We start from the raw sequence: 21158 nt of genomic DNA on the forward strand, positions 1-21158 counted from the left end.
CCCTGGTCCCGCCGACAGGAATCGAACCTGTATTTGCCGCTTAGGAGGCAGCCGTTCTATCCATTGAACTACGGCGAGATGACTTTATTCTATCACCCTGTCTCCGTCGGAAGATTCCACTTTCAGCTCATTCCATTTCCCGATGAATCCTTAATCCTGTGCGGCAAAATTGCGGCAAAATTACGGCAAGCGCGACAGGAAGGAATCGAGCATGGCGACATACCGGCAGCGGGGCAACAAAGGGATGTGGCTGGCCGAGATTCGGCGAAAAGGCTACAAGCCGCAGTGTAAAAGCTTCTCCACCAAGGCAGAGGCGAAGCGCTGGGCTGAATCCATCGAGGGTCGCATCGCTGCGGGCGCAGCTCCTGACTCCTTGGTGAAGGACAGCGGCATCACCGTTGGCAAGGTCATTGCGGCCTATCGGCGACTGCGAGACTCATCCAGACCGATCTCCGACCAGAGTAATGAGCATTACCAGCTCAAGAAACTGGAATCGTTCTTGGGCGAGGAACTCGTCGTAAATTTGACGCCGGAGCGCCTTGCGGCGTTCTGCGTTCAGAGGCGAGAGGAGGACGGCGCAGGTCCTTACACGTGCAACATGGACATCAGCAAGCTGGGGACTATCTTGCGCATGGGAAGTATTTCTCTCAAGGTGCAGTTTGCCGATGTGGTGGGGTCCGCTCGACCACTGCTTTCGCACTTGCGGCTAATCGGTGGTGCCAACAAGCGTCACCGTAGGCCGACAGAGGATGAACTGGCTCGCATCATGGCGTGGCTTGCCGAACACAAGGGTGCACGGTACGCCGAGGTCGTTGCGTTTGCCGAGGCCACCGCGATGCGCCAGGGAGAAATCAGCGCGCTGAAACTCAGCGACATCAATTTCGAGACCCACGTCGCAAAAGTCTGGCGCAAGCATCCCCGCCTTGGGAAAAAGCTTCACGAGGTGCCAATCCTCGGTGAGGCATGGGCCATTTTGAATCGTCAACAGCCTGAAGGCGGCCGACCTTTCCCGATCCATGGCGGCACGATGAGCAAATATTTCACCGAAGCCTGTGTCGCTCTGTCCATCCCAGACCTGCATTTCCACGATCTGCGCCATGAAGGGGCAACGTCTTTGTTCGAGGCGGGATTCAGCATTGAACAGGTTGCACTCGTCACCGGCCATGAGGATTGGCGCAATTTGAAACGCTACACCAACTTGCGGCCCGAGGACCTCACGCGGCGCGAGCACGACATTCGTCGAGGTAAGCAGCCACATCCCTATAGTCCGCAAATCGCCGCCCCCCATCAAGATACGTCGGTAGATTGAATACGCCTGCGGAGACTTGGTTGTACAGCGTGTGCTTCGAAATACACAGCACCTCCGCCAATTGCTCCATCGTGAGCCGGGGGCCGTACCGATCGAGGATGGTTGACCTTGCCCGTGAAAAACGTATCCCTTGCTGAGTGATTCAATCCAAGCAAGGAGAACGGAAATGACGAAGACGACAAGGCGGGCGCGGTACACGCTCGAGTTCAAGCAAGAGGCTGTGCGGCTGGTCGAGGGCGGCCAGAGCATCGCTGCGGCAGCCCGCACACTGGGCGTGGTGGATCAGACGCTGTTCAACTGGGTCAAAGCCCAGCGGCACGGCAAGCTCAAGGGGGCTGACAGCAAGGTCGTCAGCGCCGAGCAGATGGAGATCAGTCGGCTGCGGGCCGAATTGGCGCGTGTGAAGATGGAGCGCGACATCCTGGGAAAAGCGACGGCGTACTTCGCAAAGGCAGCGACGTGAAGTACGCCTTCATCCAGCGCCACCGGCGCGTGTGGCCGATCTCGGTGCAGTGCCGGGTGCTGGAGGTCAGCGTGGCTGGCTACCACGCGCACGTCGTGCGGGCCGCCAGCACGGCCCAGCAACGCCATCTCAGCGACGATGCGCTGCTGGTGCATATCAAGGCCATCCACGCCGAGACCCGTGGGAGCTACGGCTGGCCGCGCACCTGGAAGGAACTGCTGGCCAGGGGCATCCGCGTGGGCAAGGAGCGTGTCCAGAAGCTCATGCAACGGCATGGCATCCGCGCCCGTGGCAAGCGGCGCTTCAAGGTCACCACCGACAGCAATCATGACTTCCCGATTGCCCCCAACCTGCTTGACCGGCAGTTCACCGTGGCCGAGCCCGACAAGGTCTGGGCAGGTGACATCACCTACATCGCCACCGACGAAGGGTGGCTGTTTCTGGCCGTGGTCATTGATTTGTTCAGCCGCCAGGTGATCGGCTGGAGCCTGCGCGCCGACATGACGCGCGACATCGTCATCGACGCCCTGCGCATGGCTTGGTTCAAGCGCCATCCGAGCAAGAAAGCCGGGCTCATCTTCCACAGCGACCGCGGTAGCCAGTACGCTGCCAAGGACTTCCGCGACGTGCTGGCCGAGTATGGGATCACGAGTTCAATGAGCCGCAAAGGCAACTGCTGGGACAACGCTTGCAGCGAGACGTTATTCGGTTCGCTCAAGGTGGAGCGGTTGCATGGGCAGCGCTTCAAGACACGTCGCCAAGCGATGGACGAAGCCGTCGCCTGGATGCTCTGGTACAACCGCACCCGGCTGCACTCAACCCTGGCCTATGTCAGCCCGATGCGGTTCGAAGAAAACTGGCTCGCCAACAAACCAAGGCAAGCCAGTGCATGAGTCAGCTATGGGATACGAATTCCAGGGGCAAGGTCAGGTCGCTTGAGCGAGGAGGTTGCTCGGGCCGTTTATGGTGGTTGCTTTGGACATCGCGTGTCCTCCCATGGAGGCCCCCCAATGGGGCCGTCCAAGTGGACAGTTCGCGCCCTTTTTTTGAATTCCCTGCCATCACTTCGCCGCTCAGATTGGACGCATCAACCAACTTGCAAAAGTCATCCACACCAAAACTATTCCCAATGATCAGTGGCTGCAAATCGGCCAGTGCTGACATTGGGGTGGCGCATGGCAACGGCCGCAATGCCCCACGTTGCTGACGTCGGTGGCGGCGGGCAAGTCAGCGTCTGGTTCCGGCGATGACGAAATTGCGTTATCGACCCTCAAGAGACATCCGCTGCCCTGATCTCGTTGCCGCAAAGCTGCCGGTCGGCAAGCTACACAACCACGATGCTTGCGACCGACGTCAGGAACGTGAGCTGCCGGCGCCGGGGCTGTTGATTCCAGCGACAAACTGAGCCAGATTCCAATCGAATACTGAGCCACCCGGTTCGAGGTCTTTTGGACTATTCGATTGTGGATAAGTCTACTTCTTGGTCGTCTCCTTTCCGTGTTTTGGGTTTGCCGATCTTGCGTGCCGAAGGCGCCAGCGCGCTGGAATGCTTGAACCTCCAACTCTCGTTGCCAGTCTCCACGATGTGGCAGTGATGGGTGAGTCGGTCCAGCAACGCCGTCGTCATCTTTGGGTCGCCAAATACATTGGCCCACTCTGAGAGGGTGTAAACGAAAACAACATCTCGTGCGTTATGCTCGGATCGGGGCATGCGGACACGAGGCGGCAGATGGTGAAGAAGGCGCAGGATGAGCAAGCAAGACGACCGGGCCGCAAGCCCTCTCTGGACGCTGAACACACCACAGTGCTGCGTGCGATCACCCAGGAGCAGCCACGCGCGTCGTTGGACGAGGTGACGCGCGAGTTGCTTCGACGCACGGGCGTCAAGGTCAGCACGGTGACCGTGCGCAAGGCGCTGCGCGAAGCCGGTATCGAGCGACTCAAGCCCTTGCGCCGCGCCGGCGAGCGCGCTGCCGTGCAAGGAACGGCGCCCAAGCGCTACGGCTACACCGCCGCGCACCGCCGTGCCGATGGCGCCAGCGGCATGAACACCGATTTGACCGATGCCGAGTGGGCGTTGGTGGCGGACCTGTTCGAGCGCGATGGCCAGCGCGGTGCGCCACCCCGCTACGCGCGCCGCCAGATGGTCAACGCCTGCTGCTACGCGCTGCGCACGGGGTGCGCATGGCGGTTGCTGCCCAAGACCTTCCCGCCCTGGCAGGCGACCTACATGTCGTTCAAGCGCTGGGCTGCGGCCGGCGTGTTCGAGGCCCTGCACGACCGGCTGCGCCAGCAATGGCGCGATCGCATGGGCAGAGCCCCCGAGCCGACGGCCGCCATCATCGATGCGCAAAGCACGCGCAGCACGGCCCAGGGCGGCAACACCGGGTTCGACGCGGGCAAGAAGGTCAAGGGGCGCAAGCGCCATCTGGTGGTCGATACCCTGGGATTGCTGCTGGCCGTCACGCTCACGGCAGCCAGCGTGCAGGATCGTGATGCGGCGGCCGAGGTCGTGGCGCAGGCCTGCACCAAAGTCCCGGGACTGAAAAAACTCTACACCGACGCCGCCTACGGCGGCAAATGCGCCGTAGGCATCGAGCTGACCCACGGCATCAGCGTGGAGGTCATGCGTCACCCCGGCAACCGCAGCACGGGAACCTGGCAAGACGCGCAGCAGCCCCTGTGGCCCGAGACTGTTGCCAAGGGCTTCGTCGTGCAGGCCAAGCGCTGGGTGGTCGAGCGCACGCATGCCTGGAACGAGCGCGCACGCCGCCTCATGGCCCATCATGATCGTTCCACCTGGGCCCCGCTCGCCTGGGTCTGGCTGGCCGAAGCGCGTATCCTCGCGACACGATTGGCAGGGTAAATCATTTCGTTTACACCCTCTCAGTTCTTGAGTCGGCGGTCGAGCTCCGCCTGGGCGAAAAACGCGCTGGCCAGCTTGAGAATCTCGTTGGCCCGGCGCAGATCCTTGACCTCGCGCTCCAGCTCCTTGACCCGCTGGGCTTCTGCCGAGCTCACGCCGGGGCGCGTGCCTGCATCGACCTCGTCGCGTCTGACCCACTCCAGCAGGGTGTGCGCCGAACAGCCGATCTTGGGGGCGATCGACTCCACAGCGGCCCACAGTGAGGGGTACTCACCGCGGTGTTCCTGCACCATGCGCACGGCGCGCTCGCGCACTTCAGGGGAAAACTTGTTCGTCTTGTTCATGGCTCCATTCTCTTCAAGGTTGGAGCCTCAAAATACGGGGCGGTTCAGTACGGGCTTCGCAAGCAGACGGTGGAACCCGTCTTCGGCATCATCAAGCGTGCCATGGGCTGGCGCCAGATGAGCATGCGCGGGCTGGCCGCAGCGCAGGGCGAGTGGAATCTGGTGACCATGGCCTGGAACATCAAGCGCCTGCATGTGCTGCGTGCGGCGGGGTGAACAGGCACAGGTTCATGCGTCGTCCATGCCCCCGTCAGCGCCTTCAGGAACTGCCCAGCAGCCCTGCGGGACCACACAAGCGGTCGCCAGGTCAACGCCATGCCCGGAATCGCAAAAAATTGCGGCCGGCCTTCCTGATGACCTCCGATCGGACTCAAGTCCGACAGACTCCTAGGTCAAGCATGCGAATCTTGTTCACCAAGGCTACGCCCTGGGTCTTGCAGCCAGTGCCCGTCAGGGCCACAGCAAAGCCGGCGTAGCGTGCGAAGTCGCCGCCCTGGGTGATCGGCGCGATCAGAACATCGCCGAGCCGGTTGAACTCCTTGGTGGTCAGGACCAGAGCCGGCCGGGTGCCGCGCTGCTCATGGCCGATGGCGGGGTCCAGGGGTACGCTCACGATGTCGCCTCGTTCGAAAACAGCCATCAGATGACCTCGCCGCCCACGGGTCGAGCCACATTCCACAAAGCCAGGTCGGCCGGCGGCGCGGCCTTCAGGTCGCACTGCGCGATCATGTCGGCTAGGACGTATTTGCGCTTGGGCGTCAGCACGATCTTGCCGTCTGCCGTCGTGTCCAGCGTCAGGTGCTGGCCGGCACCGATGCCAAGGTCTTTGAGGACCGGGGGCGGGATCACCACGGCGGTGCTGTTGCCCATCTTCTTCAGCGCGACTTCCATCGAGCACTCCTGTTAAACATCGTTGTACGGATTATGGCAAGCCTGTTGAACCCAGATTGTCCATTAGCCACTTTGCAGTCCATGAATGACAGGCGGAGCCGAGGCGTTGGCCCAGAGTCCTGCAAACCAGGCGCGTTTTCGGCGGGGGACGGACAGCATCAGTTTGTTCTGGCTGAGGTCCTGGTGCCAGGAGGCGCCAACGGCCAACACCAGGCCGTGCAGGGTAGAGAGCGTATGCTGAATTTGACAGCGCAGCACCGCCTGACGAAACAGGCTCATCAGGTTGTAGGCCAGCATGGCAAAACCCAGCGCGGCTTCGGTGGCCCAGAAGTCGCGCATGTTGAAGGCATCCAGCCCGAAATCCGCCTTGAGCTCCTTGATCCGGTTCTCGCAGTCAGCCCGGCCCCGGTAGGTGCGCCAAATCTCCACCATCGGAGAATCGAGGCTCGTCACAAAGGCGCCATAGCGCCAGCCCTGAATGTCCGGGTCATCGGCAAACAGCGACAGCGTCTTGCCTGGGGCTGTCTTGCGCTTGACCGATTGGCGGACCACGATCAACCGTCGTTCCATGTCCCAGCCGGCCGCCCGGTAACGCAATTCGGTCAGTTCCAGCCCGGCTTCCAGCGCCCACCAGCCGGTGGTTTGGTAGATCGTGCGTTGCAGCGGCTGGGTCAGTCGGGCAGCGATGATGTAGGGGATACGTTTGCCCTCCAGTGCGGCCAAGATGGCGTCGTCGAAGAAACCGCTGTCGGCACGCAAAAGACCAACCGTCTTGTCACCCAGATGGTGCAGGGTCGATTCGAGAAATTGCAGGATGTTGCTGGCACTGTGCGCAGTACCCGGGCGCAACCAGAAGTTGGCCACCATGCGTGCTTCGGCAACAAAGGCCAGGAGCGGGTGATGACTGGCCCGACCCTGCCGGTTGGGGTTGTAGCCACGCGCTGCGCCTTGCTGCGATCCGTTGCGGGTGATGACCGTGGAATCGACGTCCAGCGTCACCTGCTTGAGTGTGCTGATCTTGCCGAAAAACCAGCGATAGACCTCGGCCTGCACCCGTTCGTTGGTGAGCATGTCAAAGCGGGCAAACAGCCGCATGATGGCCTTGTGACCGGCGGCCTTCGTCCAGCCAAACAGGCGCACCAGCGTGCTGTCCATGCGCACCGTTTCAGCGTGCACAAACCGGCAGGCGCCGCACCAGATGGAGACGATGAACTGCTCGATCAGTTGCAGCGGGGCGTAGCCCCGGTTCGACTTCGGTTCCGGCAACCCCCACCCAGCAGACGCCTGCCGGAACCCCAGACTGTCAAGCATCTGCTTGAACAGGGCCAAGCCACCCCAGGCGGTCACCTCCCGGTTGCTGAAGCTCACCGCAAAACCTTCTCCCTGTAACACCGAACCGGCCATGATCCTCACCTATCCAACTGATCCACAAGGGCTTTCTCTAATGGAATCCATTATTGAGATTTACATAAAACATGACAACCAATAGCATACTCAAACGTTATCCGATCATCAGCGTGATTGGAGGTTGGTTGCATGAGAAAGAAGATGGACGAGGCAACACGCAAACGGGTGCGAGCTGGTCGATTGCTGCTGGCAGGCAAGACGCCCGCACAGGCAGCGGCGGCGGTTGGGGTGGCGCGCCAGACCGTGTACACCTGGAAGGCCCGGCTCGATGAAGGCGGCATCGATGCGCTGCGCGCCATGTCGCCAGGACGCCCGGCGCAACTGGATGCGCAGCAACTGGAGGGGTTGCGCCGCGCGCTGTTGCAGCGGCCCACCGAGCACGGATTTGGAACCGAGTGATGGACGCTCAAGCGGGTGCGTCTGCTCATCGAGCGTCTGTACGGCGTATCCTTCAGCGAAGTGCATGTCTGGCGCATTCTGGGCGCACTGGGCTTTAGCCCGCAAAAGCCCGAGAAGCGCGCCATCGAGCGAGACGAAGAGGCTGTGCGCAGTTGGAAGCGCAGCACCTGGCCGGCGCTTAAAAAAAAGCCCAGCGAGAAGGTCGCCTGATCGTCTTCGTGGACGAATCGGGCATCAGCGAGCGCCCGACCCGGGTGCGCACTTGGGCGCCCAGGGGGCACACACCCATCATCCAGTTCCACTTCAACTGGAACCACGTCTCGGTGATCGCCGGCTTGACGCGCACCAACTGTCTGTTTCGGCTGCACGAGGGCAGCATCAAGAAGGAGGAGATCGTCGAATTCCTCAAAGCGCTCAAGGCCCATCTGAAGCAGCCGCTGCTGGTGATCTGGGATGGTCTCAAGGCGCATCGCAGTCGGCTCGTGCGCGAATACCTCGACAGCCTGGATGGGTACATCCAGATCGCGTTCCTGCCGCCCTACGCGCCGGACCTGAACCCGGTGGAGTACCTGTGGGCCTGGCTGAAGCGACACGCATTGGCCAACTACTGCCCCGCCGACCTGAGCGAGCTGCACACGACCGCGCGCAACAAGCTCAAGAGCGCTCAGAAACGCCCCTCGATCATTGCCGCATGCTGGATGCAGGCTACGCTCTGGTAGTGTCATTAATTAAGTAAAGATAAATAGAACCGACCTCTCCCAAGCGTCGGCGCGAAGGCTCACAGCTTGCCCCAACTTCACGAAAAATGGCTAATGGACAATCTGGGTTGAAGAAATGTCAAACACTGTTTTACGTTCGTGTGGGCTCCGGCCGCCCGTCGTTGGATGGCAAAGCCGGATTTCGATGTGGGCAAACACAGCCAAATCCGGATACCCCTTTTTTTCAAATGGTGGGTGTCCGTGGCCGGTAAGCCCGGGCGCAGCGGGGGCTCCCGCACCGGCGCCGGGCGCAAGCCCCTGCCGACCGCCGTCAAGGCGGTCAAGGGCACCTTGCGCAAGGGCCGCACCAACCCGGCCGAGCCTGGGCCGACCGCGACCCTGGCCGATCCGCCGATGGACATGCGCGAGGCCGCCGCCGATCTGTGGCGCTATCTCGTCGCCAACACCCCGACGGGGGTCCTGCACGCCAACAACGCCGCGCTGCTGGAGCGCTACTGCGAGCTGCTGGCACAGTACCGCGATGTGGTGCACGAGATCGCCAAACGCGGCGTCGGCGGCCTGCTCGCCAAGGATCGCTTCGGGCTGCCCACGCGCTCGATCCTGTTCGAGTTGCAGATGGAGTTGTCGCGGCTGCTCAGGGAGTGCGAGGCGGAGCTTGGATTCACGCCGGTTTCCCGCAGCCGGGTCCAGGTGCCCCAGGTGCCGGCCACCCGATCCGACGATCCCTGGGCGGACATTGCCGGCTGATGACGGATTCGAAATACACGACCATCGCCAGGCACTACGCCGAAGCCGTGGTGGCCGGCGACATCCCCGCCTGCCGCTGGGTGAGACTCGCCTGCCAGCGGCAACTGGACGATCTCGTTGGATTCCGGGGCAAGGCCAGTCCCTACCGGTTCAACCCGGCCCTGGCGGACGGCAAGGGCAAGAGATATCACCCCGCCGACAACCTGTGCGCGTTCATCGAACGCCTGCCGCACGTCAAGGGGCCGCTGGCGGGCGAACCTCGCCTGGATGATCTCGAACGTGGTCTGCCATCGCGACGCCAAGGACAACATCTACCCGAGGAAAGAACGCGAGGAGAACAAGATCGACGGTGTCGTGGCGCTCATCATGGCGCTGGGCCGCATGATGACGCAAACATGCGGTTTCGCCCAAGAGGTCATTTCTTCAGTGCTTCCCTTGATCGTTGATCGCCGAGACCCGCACTTGCTTTATACGTTTTTAGATATGAAGCCATAAAAAATTATTCGTTCCATTACTCGAACGTCACCCCTAGCATCTTCCGACATCCACATCCAGTTCTTCTGTCGGCATCATGCAAAGTTACGCAAGTTTGTACGGTCTGACCGCCGGTGTTCTAATCGGTTGTACCGGAGTCGGAGCCGGTTCCTTGATAACCCCGCTTCTGCTGGGTGTGTTCGACCTGGGCCTTCCGGTGGCCGTGGGTACCGACCTTTGGTTTGCCGGCTTAACGAAGCTGTCGGGTGCCGTGGCGCACGCCCGCCAAGGCCACGTCGATCATCGCACTGTCTGCCTGCTGCTGGCCGGAAGTCTTCCCGCCTCGGTCACCGTTCTAGCGCTGATGCATGCCGGCATCCTTGGCAAAGCCGGCCACAGCGTGGTCACGGTCGCGCTGGGCACGGCGTTGCTACTCACCGCGCTGGCCGTGGCATCTCGCAGCGTCTGGCAGCCCACGGCACTGGCCATCCACCGCCGCCTTCCCGCATCAAGCATTTCCGTGTTGTCGGTTGCCGTGGGGGCCCTGCTGGGGATTCTGGTCACGCTAAGCTCGGTCGGCGCAGGAGCGATCGGCACGACCCTGATTCTCTTGCTGAATCCTGGACTAACCACGCAACGCCTAGTCGGCACGGACATCACACACGCGGTGCCACTGACGCTGCTTGCCGGAATCGGCTATGCCGCGCTCGGCTGGGTCGACTGGGCGCTAGTGGCGGCATTGCTGGCCGGCTCGGTGCCGGGAATTTGGCTGGGTGCGCGTCTCGCACAGCGCCTTCCCGAGAAGCTCGTGCGCGCCATGCTGTCCGTCACGCTGGCCGCTGCCGGACTCAAACTCATCGCCTGAGGTTCTGGCTATGTACCGCTATACCGAATTCGATCGCCGCTTCGTGCACGCGCGCGCCGCACAGTATCGCGACCAGTTGCAGCGTTATCTCGACGGCTCGCTGGGTGAAGACGAGTTCAAGGCGCTGCGCCTGCAAAACGGCTGGTACATCCAGCGCCACGCGCCGATGGCGCGCATCGCCATCCCGTATGGCGCCCTCTCGAGCCGCCAGTTGCATGCGCTGGCCGACATTGCCGACGAGTTCGACCGGGGTTATGGCCACTTCACCACGCGGCAGAACATCCAGTTCAACTGGATCCCCTTGGCACGTAGCGCTGACGTGATGGACCGGCTGGCCGACGTGAACATGCACGGCATCCAGACCAGCGGCAACTGCATCCGCAACATCACCGCCGAGTCGCTAGCTGGAATCGCGCGCGACGAGATTGTCGATCCACGGCCTTTCTGCGAAATCCTGCGGCAGTGGAGCAGCCTGCACCCCGAATTCATCTTCCTGCCGCGCAAGTTCAAGATCGCGCTCAACGGTGCCCGCGAGGATCGTGCCGCGCTGGGCTGGTACGACATCGGTCTGCAGATGGTGGACGACGACGGTCAGCTCGGCTTCCGCGTGCTGGTGGGCGGCGGCATGGGTCGCACCCCGATGATTGGCAGCGTCATCCGCGAGTTCCTGCCGTGGCGGCAGCTGCTGGTCTACGTAGAGGCCATCCTGCGCGTCTACAACCGTTGGGGCCGCCGCGACAACATCTGGAAGGCGCGGATCAAGATCCTGGTGCGTGCGCTGGGCGCCGAGCGCTTTGCGGACGAGGTCGAACGCGAGTTCGCCGAGATCCTCGCCGACGACCTGGGCGGCGACGCGCATCTGCTCACCGATGACGAGCTACGCCGGGTGACCGGCCATTTCGTGCAGCCCGAAGGCGTGCAGCCGAGGCAGGAGCCCGCCCCGCCGGAAGATGGCGCCCCGCCCGCATACGCGCGCTGGCTGGAGCGCAACGTCCACGCCCACCGCGTCGCCGGCTACCGCGCTGTGACCCTTTCGCTCAAGCGTCCGGGCCAGGCGCCCGGCGACGCCACCTCCGAACAGATGCGCGCCGCCGCCGATCTGGCCGATCGCTACAGCGTAGGCGAGATCCGGGTGACCCACGAGCAGAATCTGCTGCTGCCCTGGGTACGCGCCGACGAACTACCCGATCTGTGGCGCGGCGCGAAGGCGTCGCGCTTCGCCACGTCCAACATCGGCCTACTCACCGACATCATCTCCTGCCCGGGCGGCGACTTCTGCTCGCTGGCCAACGCGCGGTCGATTCCCATCGCGCAGGCGGTGATGGATCGCTTCGCCGACCTCGACGAACTGTTCGACATCGGTGACATCCGTCTCAACATCAGCGGTTGCATGAACTCCTGCGGCCATCACCATGCCGGGCACATCGGCATCCTCGGCGTCGACAAGGACGGTTCCGAGTGGTACCAGGTGACGGTCGGCGGCTCGGACGGGTCGGACGCGAGCGGTCCCGCATCGCCCGGGAGGATCGTCGGCCCATCGTTTTCCGCCGAGGAAGTACCCGACGTGGTCGAGACGCTGATCGAGGCCTACCTGCGTGAGCGCCTGCCGGGCGAACGCTTCGTCGACGCTGTGCGCCGGCTGGGCGTCGCGCCCTTCAAGGCAGCGGCAGACTCGGCGCGGCACGATGCGGTCATCGCTCCGGAGGTCGCGGCATGATCCGTTTCGTCGAGCCCGTCTCCGACCGGTGGGCGATTGCCGCCGCCGGCGACGCGCCCGCCCCCTTCCAGCTGCTGTCGCCGACGCAATGGGACTCCGCCCGCGGCACCCGACCCGCGGACCAGCCGACCGGGATCGTGCTGCCCAACGACCACGAGGTGCAGACGCTGCGCGACGACCTGGCGCGTTTCGCGCTGATCGTCCTGCAGTTTCCCAAATGGTCTGACGGCCGCGCGTACAGCCAGGCGCGGTTGCTGCGTGCCCGCCTGCGTTACGCGGGCGAGATCCGCGCCGTCGGACAGGTGCTGGTCGACATGATGCTGCCGCTGGTCCGGACCGGATTCAGTTCGGCGTTGCTACGCGAGGATCAGGATGAGCAGGCCGCGCGGCGGGCATTGTCATTCTTCGACGGGCTGCTGCCGGCGCGCGGTGGCGCCGAGGCGACGTTTTACCAGGGCGACGTGCGCGATCCACGCCCGCTCTTCTTGCGGGAGGCGGCATGAACGTAGCGGTTCCAGTCGTGGCGCTGGACGCCGTTTCTCAGCACGCGCGGCCGAGCGCGCAATTCGACGCTCGCGTCGCTGCGGCGCTCGACCTGCTGCACGACGCGGCGGCGCAGTGGCCCGGCGCGGTGGTCCAGGCGAGCAGTCTCGGCGTCGAGGACATGGTGCTGACCGACCTGATCGCGCGCCATGGCCTGCCGATCGCGGTGGCCACCCTAGACACCGGACGGCTGCACGCCGAAACGCTCGAACTGATCGAACGGGTACGGCGGCATTACGGCCTCGCCATCGAAGTCTGGCAGCCCGACGCCGCCGCAGTGCAGGCCTTCGTCGCCGCGCGCGGCCCGAATGCGATGTACGCTAGCGTCGAACTGCGCCACACCTGCTGCGCACTGCGCAAGCTCGAGCCGCTGCAGCGCATGTTGCACGGACGGTCTGCCTGGATCGCCGGCCTGCGCCGCGAGCAGTCGGCGCAGCGCAGCAGCTTGGCGGCGCACGAGCGCGACGACGCCGGCCGGACGAAGGTCAGCCCGCTGATCGACTGGACGCTTGGTGACGTCTGGCATTACGTGCGGCTGCACGGCGTTCCCTACAACCCGCTGCACGACCGCCAGTTCCCAAGCATCGGCTGCGAGCCCTGCACTCGCGCGGTGGCGCCGGGTGAGGATTTCCGCGCCGGCCGCTGGTGGTGGGAGAACGAGGCGCCGAAGGAATGCGGCCTGCATTTCGCACCAACCAGCGAATGTGCCCTGCAAGACACCGATTCCGCATCGACCACGCAATCATGAACGCTCCCCTCGACATCGAACGCCTGCTGCCCCGCATCGACCACGGCCACCTCGACGCGCTCGAGGAGGAGGCGATCTTCGTGCTGCGCGAAGTCGCCGGGGCCTTCGAGCGCCCGGCGCTGCTGTTCTCCGGCGGCAAGGACTCGTGCGTGGTGCTGCGGCTGGCGCACAAGGCCTTCGGGCACCGCGGCCCCGACGGCGGTTACCGCGGACGGATGCCGCTGCCGCTGCTGCACGTCGATACCGGCCACAATTTTCCCGAGGTGATCGCCTTCCGCGATGCGCTGGTAGCCGCCAGCGGCGATGCGCTGATCGTTGCCCATCTGGACGATTCGATCCGGCGCGGTTCGGTGCGGTTGGCGCACGAACTCGAATCGCGCAACCCGCACCAGAGCGTCGCGCTGCTCGAAGCCGTCGAGCACCACCGCTTCGACTGCCTGGTGGGCGGCGCGCGGCGCGACGAGGAGAAGGCGCGGGCCAAGGAGCGTATCTTCAGCCACCGCGACAGCTTCGGACAGTGGCAGCCCAAGGAGCAGCGCCCCGAGTTGTGGTCGCTGTTCAACACCCGGATCCGCCCGGGCGAGCATTTCCGCGCCTTCCCGATCAGCAACTGGACCGAGCTCGACGTCTGGCTCTATATCGCGCGCGAGGCGATTACGCTGCCACCGATTTATTACCGCCATCCGCGCCAGGTGGTGCGGCGCAAGGGGCTGCTGGTGCCGGTGACTGAGGTCACGCCGCCGCGGCCGGGCGAGGCGGTCGAGACCGTCGACGTGCGCTTTCGCACCGTCGGCGACATGACTTGCACCTGCCCGGTCGAAAGTACTGCCGGCAACGCGGCGGAAGTGGTGGCCGAGACGCTGACCGCCACGCTCAGCGAGCGCGGCGCCACCCGCATGGACGACCGCGCCTCGGACAGTGCAATGGAGCGGCGCAAGAAGGAAGGATATTTCTGATGGACAGGCAACACGACGCCGACGGCGAGGCCCGCCACAAGGCCTTGCGTTTCTTCACGGCGGGCAGCGTCGACGACGGCAAGAGCACGCTGATCGGTCGCTTCCTGTTCGACAGCCGGGCGATTCTCGCCGACCAGCTCGACGCGCTGCAGCGCCACGCGGTCGCCGGCACCATCGACCTGTCGCGGCTGACCGATGGCCTGGAGGCGGAGCGCGAGCAGGGGATCACCATCGACGTCGCCTACCGCTACTTCGCGACGCCGCGGCGCAAGTTCATCATCGCCGATGCTCCCGGACACGAGCAGTACACCCGCAACATGGTGACCGCCGCCGCCGGCAGCGACGCCGCGGTGGTGCTGGTCGACATCACCAAGCTCGACCTGTTAGCCCAGCGCGTGCGGCTGCTGCCGCAGACCCGGCGGCACAGCCTGCTGGCGCAGCTGCTGCGGGTGCCGTCGATCGTGTTCGCGGTGAACAAGCTCGACGCCGTGGCTGATCCGCAGTCCGCGTTCGAGGCGGTGCGCGCGGCGCTGCTCGAATTCGCCGACGGCGCCGGCATCCGCCCGGCGGGGATCGTGCCGGTCTCGGCGCTGCGCGGCGACAACGTCGCGGTCGCGTCGGCCGAATGGCTGTGGTACGACGGTGCGCCGCTGCTTGAACTGCTGGAAGATCTGCCGGCGGTTGAGGAGGCGTGGGAGGGTGCGCTGCTGCTACCGGTGCAGTACGTCGCGCGTGAAGGCGATGGCACCGGCCATCAGCCGCGCACCTTCTGGGGACGCATTGCTCGCGGCACGGTGCACGCCGGCGACGTGGTGCAGGTACATCCAGGCGGACAGACCGCGACCGTGGTCGAGGTCCGGCACGCCGGCGGGGCGGTCGAGCGCGGCGTCGCCGGCCAGTCCGCCGGACTGGTGCTCGACCGGCAGCTCGACGTGTCGCGCGGCGACTGGATCGGTGCGGCGGAGTCGCCGGAATTCGCCGGCGCCGCGCGGTCGTTCGGCGCGACGCTGGCCTGGCTCGACACCGAACAGGCGACCGTCGGACGCAAATACTGGCTGCGCCACGGTCATCGCTGGATCGCGGCGCGCATCGCGTCGATCGGTGGACGGCTGGACATCCATACCCTCGACCAGGTCGAGGCGACGGCGCTCGGTGTCAACGACATCGGCCGGGCGCGGTTCGAGGCGCAGGACCTGCTGCCGCTGGCGCCTTACGCCGACAACCGCGTGGCCGGCGCGATGATCGTGGTCGATCCGGCGAGCCATCGCACCAGCGGCGCGGTGCTGGTCGAGCAGGTGCGGTGATGGGACGAGTCGCATTCATCGGCGCCGGTCCGGGCGCAGCCGATTTGATCACCCTGCGCGGCGCCCGACTACTGGCACAGGCCGACGTCGTGCTGGTTGACGCGCTGGTCGATCCAGCGCTGCGCGATTTGGCCCCGGACGCGCGCTGGATCGACGTGGGCAAGCGTGGCTTTCGCCGCAGCGCGGCGCAGGACATGATCAACGCGCTGCTGGTGCGCCAGGCGCAGACCAGCACCCTGGTCGTGCGCCTCAAGGGCGGCGATCCCAGCATGTTCGGCCGGCTGGATGAGGAACTGGCGGCACTGGCCAAGGCCGGGATCGCCGCCGAAGTCGTCCCGGGAGTCACCGCGGCGCTCGCCGCTGCGGCCGACACCGGGCGGCCGCTGACCCGGCGTGGCCGCGGCCGCAGCGTCAGCCTGGCGACGGCGATGACCCGCGACGGCACGCTGCATGCCAGCCGCAGCGCCGACACCGAGGTGTTCTACATGGCCGGTCGGCAGCTAGGCGCGCTCGGGCGCCGGTTGGCCGCGGCGGGATGGACCGGGGAGACGCCGGTCAGCGTGGTGTCACGCGCCGGCTGTGCCGACCGTCTGCACAGTGAACACCGACTGGCCGATCTGGCGCAAGCGGCGATACTCCACAATGGCCGGCCGACGGTGGTCGTGGTGGGCGCTGGCGCGAATCCAGTGTGCACAGTGGAAACCGACACTGATTTACCCCAGACTGGCTCGCCAACCAAGTCCCGAACAGCGTTTCATCTCTGAATGCATCATGACCTTTGTCGTGACCGAAAATTGCATCAAGTGCAAGTTCACCGATTGTGTGGACGTCTGCCCGGTGGACTGCTTCCGCGAAGGCCCCAACTTCCTGGCGATCGATCCGGACGAATGCATCGACTGCGCCGTCTGCGTGCCTGAGTGTCCGGCCAACGCCATCTTCGCCGAGGAAGACGTCCCTGGCGACCAACAAGCATTCATTGCCCTCAACGCCGAACTGTCGCGCCGCTGGCCCAGCATCACCAAGCGCAAGCCCGCCCCACCGGACGGCGAAGAATGGAATGGCAAACCCGGCAAGCTGCAGTTTCTCGAGCGCTGAACATCCGGATTCCGACCGCCCCCTCATCCCTCATGGAAATGCACATCAATCCGGCCATCGCCGACGCGGCCCTGGCCAGCGCCCCGCCGATCGAGACCGATGCCGTCATTATTGGCGCCGGTCCCGTGGGTTTGTTTCAGGTTTTCGAACTCGGCCTGCTCGACATCAAGGCCCACGTCATCGACAGCCTGCCGCACCTGGGCGGCCAGTGCGTGGAGCTCTATCCGGACAAGCCCATCTACGACATTCCGGCCGTGCCCATGTGCACCGGCCAGGAACTCACCGACAACCTGCTCAAGCAGATCGAGCCGTTCAAGCCCACCTTCCATCTGGGACAGGACGTGACGGAGCTGCAGCGCCAGGACGACGGGCGCTTCGTCGTGCGCACCTCCAAGGACACCACCTTGCTCACCAAGACGGTGTTCATCGCCGCCGGCGTGGGCTCGTTCCAGCCGCGCACCCTCAAAGTGGAGGGGCTGGACGCCTTCGAGGGCACGCAGTTGTTCTACCGCGTGAAGAACCCCGCGGTCTTCGCCGGCAAAAATCTCGTGGTGGTCGGCGGCGGCGACTCGGCGCTGGATTGGGCGTTGCACTTCGCCCAGGATGACGCGCACCGCGCCGAAAGCGTCATCCTCGTGCACCGGCGCGACGGCTTTCGCGCCGCGCCGGCCTCGGTGGCCAAGATGCACGCCCTGTGCGAGCAGCACGCGATGCAGTTCGTCGTCGGTCAGATCACGGGGTTCGAGGCCGACGGCGATGGCCGCCTGTCGCAGGTCAAGCTCACCGGCAACGACGGCATCACCCGGCGCCTGCCGCTGGACATGCTGCTGGTGTTCTTCGGCCTGTCACCCAAGCTCGGCCCCATCGCCCACTGGGGCCTGGACCTGGAGCGCAAGCAGATCCTGGTCGACACGGAGAAGTTCCAAACCAACATCCCGGGCATTTTCGCCGTGGGCGACATCAACACCTACCCGGGCAAGAAAAAACTCATCCTCTCGGGCTTCCACGAGGCCGCACTGGCAGCCTTCGGCGCCGCCCACACCATCTTCCCCGACAAGAAAATCCACCTCCAGTACACCACCACCAGCCCCAAACTGCATCGGGTCCTCGGCGTCGAAACTCCAGTCTTCGATTGAAGCAGGGTCCGATGGCCCGGACGCGTTGGCCGGGCGAAATTCAAGGCCAGGTACGCGCGCTCATGCCGAGCGCGCAGTTTCGCGCGATGAGGCAACAGTGATGTGTGCCGACGCAGATTTGTATGCGTCCAGCAAACCCGTCTTGACGCGGGTTGGCGGGAGGTTCAGGCGGTGGCTGCGAGCGGCGACGGCGGCGTGTTGGCCACCGCCCAGCGGTGCGGCAGCAATTCGTGCAGGCGGCTGTTTGGCCAGGTCGGCAGTAGAGTTAACAGATCCGCGGCAACTGGTCGCCGAACAGCATGTCGACGATGCGGTCGCCGCCGAAATGCGTCGCGAGCAGCACCGTGCCCTGCGGCGCCGCGTCGATCTGGCCGATGATGCGGCTGTCGCGCCCCGCCGGGTGGGCCCGCATAGCCGCGAGCACCGCGTCGGCATGCTCCGGGGCGACCACGGCGACGATCTTGCCTTCGTTCGCCAGATGCAGCGGATCCAGACCCAAGATTTCGCAGACGCCGCGCACCGACTCGCGGACCGGCAGCGCTTCTTCATCCAGCCGGATGGCGCAGCGGCTGGCCTGGGCGAATTCGTTGAGCACCGTGGCGACCCCGCCGCGGGTGGCGTCGCGCATGCAGCGCAGGTCGGGGCAGGCGGCGAGCATGTCGGCGATCAGCCCGGCCAGCGGCTGGCAGTCGGATTCCACGCCGCTGTCCAGCGCCAGTTCGCCGCGGGCGTCGACCACCGCGGCGCCGTGGTCGCCGATGTAGCCGTTGATCAGCACCAGATCGCCCGCGCGGGCGCGGTCGGCGCGGATGTCCACGCCGTGCGGAATCACGCCGATGCCGGCGGTGTTGATGAACAGCTTGTCGGCGCCGCCGCGTGGCACGACCTTGGTGTCGCCGGTGACGATGCGCACGCCGGCGGCTTGCGCCGTTGCCTGCATCGATTCGGCGATCCGGCGCAGTTCCGCGATCGGCAGCCCTTCCTCGATGATCATCCCGCAGGTTAGGTACAGCGGTGTTGCGCCGCTGACCGCCAGGTCGTTGACGGTGCCGGCGACCGCGAGCTTGCCGATGTCGCCGCCGGGGAAGAACAGCGGGGTGATGACGTACGAATCGGTGGTCATCGCCAGCCGGCTGCCGAGCGCGGCGAGCGCTGCTAGGTCGATCCGCGCCTGGTCTTCGAGCGGGGCCAGCAGCGGGTTGTCGAAGGTGCGCACGAACACGTCGTCGATCAGGTCGCGCATCGCCCGGCCGCCGCTGCCGTGCGACAGGGTGATCCGGTCGCCGGAGACGGTGCCGCTGCGCCGGAGGGTTGTGGATTCGGGGGCGTTCATACCGCGGCCTCCAGGCGGGCGGCCAGCCGTGGGTCGAGCTGCACCCGGCGGGCCCGGTGGCCGGCGTTGTAGTAGGCGGCACAGGCGCCCTCGGACGACACCATCAGCGCGCCGAGCGGTGCCTGGGGGGTGCAGGGATTGCCGTAGACCTTGCATTCCCAGGGCCGGATGGTGCCCTTGAGCACCTCGCCGCACTGGCACGACTTGGGGTCCGCGATGCGCAGGTTAGGCACCGCGAAGCGGCGTTCCGCGTCGAATGCCGCGTAGCGCTCGCGCATGCGCACGCCCGAGTGATCGATCGATCCAAGCCCGCGCCATTCGAAGAATTCGCGCAGCTCGAACACGTCGGCGATGGCCTGCAGCCCGGGCGGATTGCCGTCGGCGGGCACCACGCGGGCGTACTGGTTCTCGACCTCGCACCGGCCCTCGGCAATCTGGCGGATGAGCATCCAGAGGGACTGCAGGATGTCCAGCGGCTCGAATCCGGTGATCACGATCTGGCGGCGGTAGTCGCGGGCGACGAAAGCGAACGGTGCCTCGCCGACCACCATGCTGACATGTCCGGGAGCGAGGAAGCCGTCGATCTGCATGTCGGGCGAATCGAGGATGGCCTTGATCGTCGGCACCGTGGTGATGTGGTTGCAGAACAGCGAGAAGTTGCGCAGCCCCTCGCGCTCGGCCTGCTGCACAGTCAGCGCGGTGCTCGGCATGGTGGTCTCGAATCCGAGGGCGAAGAACACCACCTCGCGGTCGGGATGGCGGCGGGCCAGTTCCAGCGCATCCAGCGGCGAATAGACCATGCGCACGTCGGCGCCGTCGGCCTTGGCCTGCAGCAGACTCTTCTCCGACCCGGGCACGCGCATCGCATCGCCGAAGGTGGTGAAGATCACCTCGGGGCGCGCGGCGATGGCGATGCAGTCGTCCACCCGGCCCATCGGCAGCACGCATACCGGGCATCCGGGGCCGTGGACCATCTCGATGCGCTCGGGCAGCATCTGCTCGATGCCGTAGCGGAAAATGGTGTGGGTATGCCCGCCGCAGAACTCCATGATCTGCAGCGGTCGGTTGCGTGCCGCAGGAATGCGTTCGAGCAGCACCTCGATCTGCCGCACCAGCGCGCGGGCCTTGTCGGGATCGCGGAATTCGTCAACGTATTGCATGGCCGTTGTCCTTGGTGGCGCCCCGCCGGTCGGCCAGCAGGGTGTGGGTCAGGTCCCAGAGAATGTGGTAGAGCGACACGTGCACCTCCTGCACGCGATGGATCGAGTCGGTGTCGACCACTAGGCAGTGGTCGAGCAGTCCGCTGCGGCGCATCGCACCGCCGTCGCCGCCGGCGAAGCCGATGGTGCGCAGCCCCAGTTCGCGTGCCTTGGCGAAGGCCTGCATGAGGTTGTCGGAATTGCCGCTGGTGGAGAAGCCCACCAGACCGTCGTCGGCGCGGGCGTGCGCCTCGATCTGGCGGACGAACACGTGCCGCACGCCGACGTCGTTGCTCACGGCGGAGAACATGGCCATGTCCGCCACCAGATTCATGGCAGGCAGGGCCGGGCGTCCCGCGGTGACGGGGTGCTGGAACTCCACGCAGAAGTGGGCGGCGTCGCAGCTCGAGCCGCCGTTGCCCATGGCGAACATCCTTCCGCCACCGGCGTAGACGTCGGCCAGCGTGCGGGCGCAGGCGACCACGTCCTCGGCGTGCTCGCGGTAGAAGTGCTCCTTCGCCGCCAGGCTGTCGGCGCTCTTGCGGCGCACCGATTCGAGCAGCGCAGCCTGCTCCTGAGCCGCGTCCTTGGGACGGCCGTGCAAGAAGGGATAGAGGCCTTCGAGGGGGGACGGGGCGGGCAT

At 65.2% G+C, this 21158-nt stretch carries 19 protein-coding genes, 1 tRNA gene and 5 pseudogenes; 16 read left to right on the forward strand and 9 right to left on the reverse strand.

The annotated features are described in order from the left end of the window. Positions 1–3: 3 nt before the first annotated feature. Positions 4–78 (reverse strand) — tRNA-Arg (locus AC1ZQA_RS02795). A 133-nt stretch (positions 79–211) separates the two neighbouring features. Between AC1ZQA_RS02795 and AC1ZQA_RS02800 the strand changes: the two genes are divergently transcribed. Further along, positions 212–1309, forward strand: coding sequence for a tyrosine-type recombinase/integrase (locus tag AC1ZQA_RS02800; protein WP_482678327.1), 1098 nt, complete (start codon positions 212–214; stop codon positions 1307–1309). A 166-nt stretch (positions 1310–1475) separates the two neighbouring features. Further along, positions 1476–2665 (forward strand): IS3 family transposase gene (locus AC1ZQA_RS02805; RefSeq protein WP_482676881.1). Its coding sequence is split into 2 segments (ribosomal slippage): positions 1476–1734 and positions 1734–2665, totalling 1191 coding nucleotides; the frame shifts between segments, so codons are not numbered across the junction. Positions 2666–3225: 560 nt separating this feature from the next. Here the strand turns inward: AC1ZQA_RS02805 and AC1ZQA_RS02810 are convergent. Next, positions 3226–3429, reverse strand: a pseudogene (locus AC1ZQA_RS02810) (ATP-binding protein); the annotation flags it as partial. A 72-nt stretch (positions 3430–3501) separates the two neighbouring features. On the opposite strand from AC1ZQA_RS02810, the gene AC1ZQA_RS02815 reads away from it, so the two are divergent. Next, on the forward strand, positions 3502–4638 hold the full coding sequence (locus AC1ZQA_RS02815) for an IS5 family transposase (protein WP_482678328.1): 1137 nt from the start codon (positions 3502–3504) through the stop codon (positions 4636–4638). A 21-nt stretch (positions 4639–4659) separates the two neighbouring features. Here AC1ZQA_RS02815 and AC1ZQA_RS02820 read toward each other — a convergent pair. Beyond that, a pseudogene (locus AC1ZQA_RS02820) lies at positions 4660–4982 on the reverse strand (transposase); the annotation flags it as partial. 36 nt (positions 4983–5018) lie between these two features. On the opposite strand from AC1ZQA_RS02820, the pseudogene AC1ZQA_RS02825 reads away from it, so the two are divergent. Beyond that, positions 5019–5198 (forward strand): annotated as a pseudogene (locus AC1ZQA_RS02825) (transposase); the annotation flags it as partial. 172 nt (positions 5199–5370) lie between these two features. Here the strand turns inward: AC1ZQA_RS02825 and AC1ZQA_RS02830 are convergent. From AC1ZQA_RS02830 to AC1ZQA_RS02840, 3 genes and pseudogenes are all read right to left on the reverse strand, one after another. Further along, positions 5371–5622: pseudogene (locus AC1ZQA_RS02830) on the reverse strand (type II toxin-antitoxin system PemK/MazF family toxin); the annotation flags it as partial. After that, positions 5622–5873, reverse strand: a complete 252-nt coding sequence (locus AC1ZQA_RS02835) for an AbrB/MazE/SpoVT family DNA-binding domain-containing protein (RefSeq protein WP_482678329.1) — start codon at positions 5871–5873, stop codon at positions 5622–5624. The gene AC1ZQA_RS02835 and the pseudogene AC1ZQA_RS02830, both read right to left, overlap by 1 nt. Positions 5874–5936: 63 nt before the next feature. Then, a complete protein-coding gene (locus tag AC1ZQA_RS02840) occupies positions 5937–7277 on the reverse strand; it encodes an IS1380 family transposase (protein WP_482678330.1) in 1341 nt (446 codons plus the stop codon). Positions 7278–7409: 132 nt separating this feature from the next. Here AC1ZQA_RS02840 and AC1ZQA_RS02845 point away from each other — a divergent pair. From AC1ZQA_RS02845 to AC1ZQA_RS02900, 12 genes and pseudogenes are all read left to right on the forward strand, one after another. Beyond that, positions 7410–8398 (forward strand): annotated as a pseudogene (locus AC1ZQA_RS02845) (IS630 family transposase). Between the two features lie 240 nt (positions 8399–8638). Continuing rightward, complete coding sequence (locus AC1ZQA_RS02850; protein ID WP_482678331.1) at positions 8639–9145, forward strand: phage terminase small subunit P27 family; 507 nt, start codon at positions 8639–8641, stop codon at positions 9143–9145. Between the two features lie 267 nt (positions 9146–9412). Continuing rightward, complete coding sequence (locus tag AC1ZQA_RS02855; RefSeq protein ID WP_482678332.1) at positions 9413–9640, forward strand: terminase TerL endonuclease subunit; 228 nt, start codon at positions 9413–9415, stop codon at positions 9638–9640. 151 nt (positions 9641–9791) lie between these two features. Further along, a complete protein-coding gene (locus AC1ZQA_RS02860; RefSeq protein WP_482678333.1) occupies positions 9792–10484 on the forward strand; it encodes a sulfite exporter TauE/SafE family protein in 693 nt (230 codons plus the stop codon). A 10-nt stretch (positions 10485–10494) separates the two neighbouring features. Continuing rightward, positions 10495–12201, forward strand: a complete 1707-nt coding sequence (locus tag AC1ZQA_RS02865; RefSeq protein WP_482678334.1) for a nitrite/sulfite reductase — start codon at positions 10495–10497, stop codon at positions 12199–12201. After that, positions 12198–12704 (forward strand): DUF934 domain-containing protein, encoded by a 507-nt coding sequence (locus AC1ZQA_RS02870; RefSeq protein ID WP_482678335.1) that lies wholly within the window; start codon positions 12198–12200, stop codon positions 12702–12704. Before AC1ZQA_RS02865 ends, AC1ZQA_RS02870 begins: the two co-directional genes overlap by 4 nt. Next, a complete protein-coding gene (locus tag AC1ZQA_RS02875; RefSeq protein ID WP_482678336.1) occupies positions 12701–13492 on the forward strand; it encodes a phosphoadenylyl-sulfate reductase in 792 nt (263 codons plus the stop codon). The genes AC1ZQA_RS02870 and AC1ZQA_RS02875 overlap by 4 nt, the downstream gene beginning before the upstream one ends. Then, positions 13489–14448 (forward strand): sulfate adenylyltransferase subunit CysD, encoded by a 960-nt coding sequence (cysD, locus tag AC1ZQA_RS02880; RefSeq protein ID WP_482678337.1) that lies wholly within the window; start codon positions 13489–13491, stop codon positions 14446–14448. Before AC1ZQA_RS02875 ends, cysD begins: the two co-directional genes overlap by 4 nt. Further along, the gene (locus tag AC1ZQA_RS02885; protein ID WP_482678338.1) at positions 14448–15752 is read left to right on the forward strand and encodes a sulfate adenylyltransferase subunit 1; all 1305 of its coding nucleotides are present in this window, start codon (positions 14448–14450) and stop codon (positions 15750–15752) included. Before cysD ends, AC1ZQA_RS02885 begins: the two co-directional genes overlap by 1 nt. Next, complete coding sequence (cobA, locus tag AC1ZQA_RS02890) at positions 15752–16516, forward strand: uroporphyrinogen-III C-methyltransferase (RefSeq protein WP_482678339.1); 765 nt, start codon at positions 15752–15754, stop codon at positions 16514–16516. The genes AC1ZQA_RS02885 and cobA overlap by 1 nt, the downstream gene beginning before the upstream one ends. Before the next feature lie 7 nt (positions 16517–16523). Then, positions 16524–16847 (forward strand): ferredoxin FdxA, encoded by a 324-nt coding sequence (gene fdxA, locus AC1ZQA_RS02895; protein WP_013106996.1) that lies wholly within the window; start codon positions 16524–16526, stop codon positions 16845–16847. Positions 16848–16879: 32 nt separating this feature from the next. Continuing rightward, complete coding sequence (locus AC1ZQA_RS02900; protein ID WP_094161836.1) at positions 16880–17983, forward strand: NAD(P)/FAD-dependent oxidoreductase; 1104 nt, start codon at positions 16880–16882, stop codon at positions 17981–17983. Between the two features lie 265 nt (positions 17984–18248). Here the strand turns inward: AC1ZQA_RS02900 and hypE are convergent, their stop codons facing one another. The 3 genes from hypE to AC1ZQA_RS02915 are packed head-to-tail and all read right to left on the reverse strand — an operon-like array spanning position 18249 to position 21158. Then, positions 18249–19316 (reverse strand): hydrogenase expression/formation protein HypE, encoded by a 1068-nt coding sequence (hypE, locus tag AC1ZQA_RS02905; protein ID WP_482678340.1) that lies wholly within the window; start codon positions 19314–19316, stop codon positions 18249–18251. Beyond that, entirely contained in the window at positions 19313–20476 is a 1164-nt protein-coding gene (hypD, locus tag AC1ZQA_RS02910; protein WP_482678341.1) for a hydrogenase formation protein HypD, read from the reverse strand. The genes hypE and hypD overlap by 4 nt, the downstream gene beginning before the upstream one ends. Continuing rightward, a complete protein-coding gene (locus tag AC1ZQA_RS02915) occupies positions 20463–21158 on the reverse strand; it encodes a D-sedoheptulose-7-phosphate isomerase (RefSeq protein ID WP_482678342.1) in 696 nt (231 codons plus the stop codon). The genes hypD and AC1ZQA_RS02915 overlap by 14 nt, the downstream gene beginning before the upstream one ends.

It is taken from the genome of Thiomonas sp. DCM-2 (assembly GCF_056820905.1).